The organism is Xanthomonas sp. LF06-19, assembly GCF_034105425.1.
GTDB classification, from domain to species: Bacteria; Pseudomonadota; Gammaproteobacteria; order Xanthomonadales; family Xanthomonadaceae; genus Xanthomonas_A; species Xanthomonas_A sontii.
Genome location: NZ_JAXGGH010000019.1, coordinates 1 through 3,113 on the forward strand (window position 1 = coordinate 1; position 3,113 = coordinate 3,113).

Sequence of the window (3,113 nt, forward strand, 5' to 3'; positions counted from 1 at the left end):
CGGCGACCTGCGCCGCGACGCCCGGCGCCTGCCCGGCAGTCGTGCGGTGCTGCACGAGTCGATGGATGCGGCCAAGGCCAGCCTGCTGGCGATCAATACCGAGATCAAGCGCCTGGCAGCCGCCGCCGCGGCCGGCGACTTCAGCGCCCGCGGCGATGCCGCGCATTTCCAGCACGACTTCCGGCTGATGGTGCAGGATCTCAACGCAATGATGGAGGTCAGCGACCGCAACCTCGGCAAACTGTCGGCGTTGCTGCAGGCCATCGCCGCAGGCGACCTGACCGCACGCATGGACGGCGAGTTCCACGGCGTGTTCGCCACCATGCGCGACGACGCCAACGCCACCGCCGACCAGTTGACCGGCATCGTCGGCCGCATCCAGACCGCGGCGGTCAGCATCAATGCCGCTGCCACCGAAATCGCCGCCGGCAACGACGACCTGTCGCGCCGCACCGAGCAGCAGGCGGCCAGCCTGGAAGAAACCGCTGCGTCGATGGAGGAGCTGACCTCCACCGTCAAGCAGAATGCCGAGCACGCGCGCCAGGCCAACCAGTTGGCAGCGGGTGCCGCCTCGGTGGCCTCGCAAGGCGGCAGCGTGGTCGGCCAGGTGGTCGAAACCATGAGCGGCATCGAGGCCTCGTCGAAGAAGATCGCCGACATCATCGGCGTGATCGACGGCATCGCCTTCCAGACCAATATCCTGGCCTTGAACGCGGCGGTGGAAGCGGCGCGTGCCGGCGAACAAGGTCGCGGCTTCGCGGTGGTCGCCAGCGAGGTGCGGACCCTGGCCCAGCGTTCCTCGAATGCGGCCAAGGAGATCAAGAGCTTGATCGACGACTCGGTGGACCAGGTGGCCAATGGCTCGACCCTGGTACGCCAGGCCGGCGAGACCATGGCCGAGATCGTGGCCTCGGTACAGCGCGTCACCGACATCATGGGCGAGATCTCGGCGGCCTCGCAGGAGCAGGCGTCGGGGATCGAGCAGGTCAACCAGACCGTCACCCAGATGGACGAGACCACCCAGCAGAATGCCGCCCTGGTGGAAGAGGCCACCGCCGCCGCACGCTCGATGGAGGAACAGGCCACGCAGTTGCAGGATGCGGTGTCCGTGTTCAAGTTGGATACCCTGCCGGCGATCGCATCGATCGCGGTCGCGTCGACGGCCCGCCCCGCCCCACGCAGCGTGCCGTCTGCTCCGCCACGCAAGCCGCGGCCGGCGCCGCAGTCCGTTGCGCTTGCCCAGGCGGCCAGCAGCGACTGGCAGGAGTTCTGAGTCCTCCTCCCAGTCGCCTCGATGCGCGGCCGTGCACCGCACGGCCGCTCGATAGGCGACGCCGCGATGTCGGTACGGGGCAGCCAGGCTGGCTGGCGCCCGCATCGTCTCCATCGACGCGGCGTACGGCAACCACTGCCGGCACGACCGTACTGAGGCGCTCAAGAATCTCCTGCTTCTGTCGATACCAAATCGAGCGCACGCTTTTTGTCTACACCGGTGCGTGCCGACACGGCCTGGGGAGGTCCGTCGGCGCTTCAGAGGGATCGCTCGGTGCATGCGCCGATCGCTGAAGTCGCAAAACCGAACGGGGAAACCGCAGCCCTGACGACTGTTCCTTTTCGCGCCTGCCTTCGGCACGCGCGCAGCTTCGACTTGCCGTTCCTTGGTCCGTTTCGTCAGCTTGCCTACACCCGGGATCTCCGGCGCGCCACAACACGCGTCGTTCCTTCATTCGTACACGGGGGGCCACCATGCATGCGGTCTTGCGACACCGAAGACGCATCCACCGAGCGATCGACCGACGCCGTCGGCGATTACAGGCGGAACTCGGGCATGCCAACGCCATGGTCACCGTCGCGAGTGCGGCGCTTTCGCACGACCCGCCTGTCGCGTCGCCCGTCATCACGCCATGTGACTGGCGCCGCCTAGAGCGCAGGCCGTCCGCGTCAGCCCACGTCCACCGCCGACGTCGCACCCCTGCGCGCCGAGCAGCCTTTTCGCCCCTTGGAGATATGAAATGACCCGCATTCTGCAACGCTACAACGTCGGTGTGCGCCTGTCGGCGGCCTTCGGCGTGCTGATTCTTCTTTCGGTGGTCCTGGTGATCATCGGGCTGTCCGGCATGGCCGAGGCGCGCAAGCACCTGGACATGATCGTGCTGGACCGCATGGCGAAGATCGAATTCAGCAACCAGATGCTCGACGCCAACTCCTCCGTGCTGGTTGCGCTGAGCACCTATACCACCTCCACCAACGCGACGATGCGGCAAGAGGCGCTGGAGACCTTCAATCGGCAGCGCGAGCGCTACGCCGAGGCTCGCGCCAAGATGGACAAGCTGTCCAGCACCGCCGGCGGCCGCGTCATCCGCGCCGACATGGACGCCAAGCGCGCCGCTGCGAAACAGATCAACGACGCCATCGTCGCGCTGGGCGAAAAGGGCGAGAATGCCCAGGCGCTGGAGATGCTCAATCGCGAAGCGCTGCCGGCAACCCTGGCGTGGCAGAGCAAGATCCGCGAGTTCGCCGACCGGCAGAAGTCGCAGGCCGCCGAAGGCTATCAGGCGGCGCTGGACGCGATGCACCGTGGCCGCATGCTGCTGATCGGCGGTACCGTGCTGGCCCTGGTACTCAGCGCCTTGCTGGCGCTGGTCATCACCCGCAGCCTGACCGCACCGCTGGGCCTGGCCACCCGCACCGCCGAGGCCATCGCCAATGGCGACATGCACAATGCCGTGCGCACCGAGGCCCGCGACGAAACCGGCCGCTTGTTGAACGCCATGGGCCGCATGCAGCAGCAGCTGCAGGCCGTGTTGGCCGCGCAGGCCGATATGGCCCAGCGCCACGACGCCGGCCAGATCAGCTACCGCATGGACGAAACCGTGTTCCCAGGCGACTACGGGCGCATGGTCCGCGACAGCAATGCCCTGGCCGCCGCACACATCGCGGTGACCGAGCGCCTGGCGCAGATCATGGGCCGCTATGCCATCGGCGACCTGTCCGAGGACATGGATCGCCTGCCCGGCGAGAAAGCCAACCTCACCGAGACGATGGACACGGTCAAGCACAACCTGACCGCGATGAACAGCGAGATCAAGCACCTGGCCGGTGCGGCGGCCGCC

General features: G+C 67.4%; 2 protein-coding genes. Both read left to right on the forward strand.

Features of this window, described 5'->3' with window-relative positions; genetic code table 11:
* The coding region (locus SLW55_RS20525; protein WP_320745637.1) for a methyl-accepting chemotaxis protein at positions 1–1,273 on the forward strand (1,273 nt) is incomplete at its 5' end.
* Positions 1,274–2,012: 739 nt separating this feature from the next.
* The coding region (locus tag SLW55_RS20530) for an MCP four helix bundle domain-containing protein (protein WP_320745638.1) at positions 2,013–3,113 on the forward strand (1,101 nt) is incomplete at its 3' end.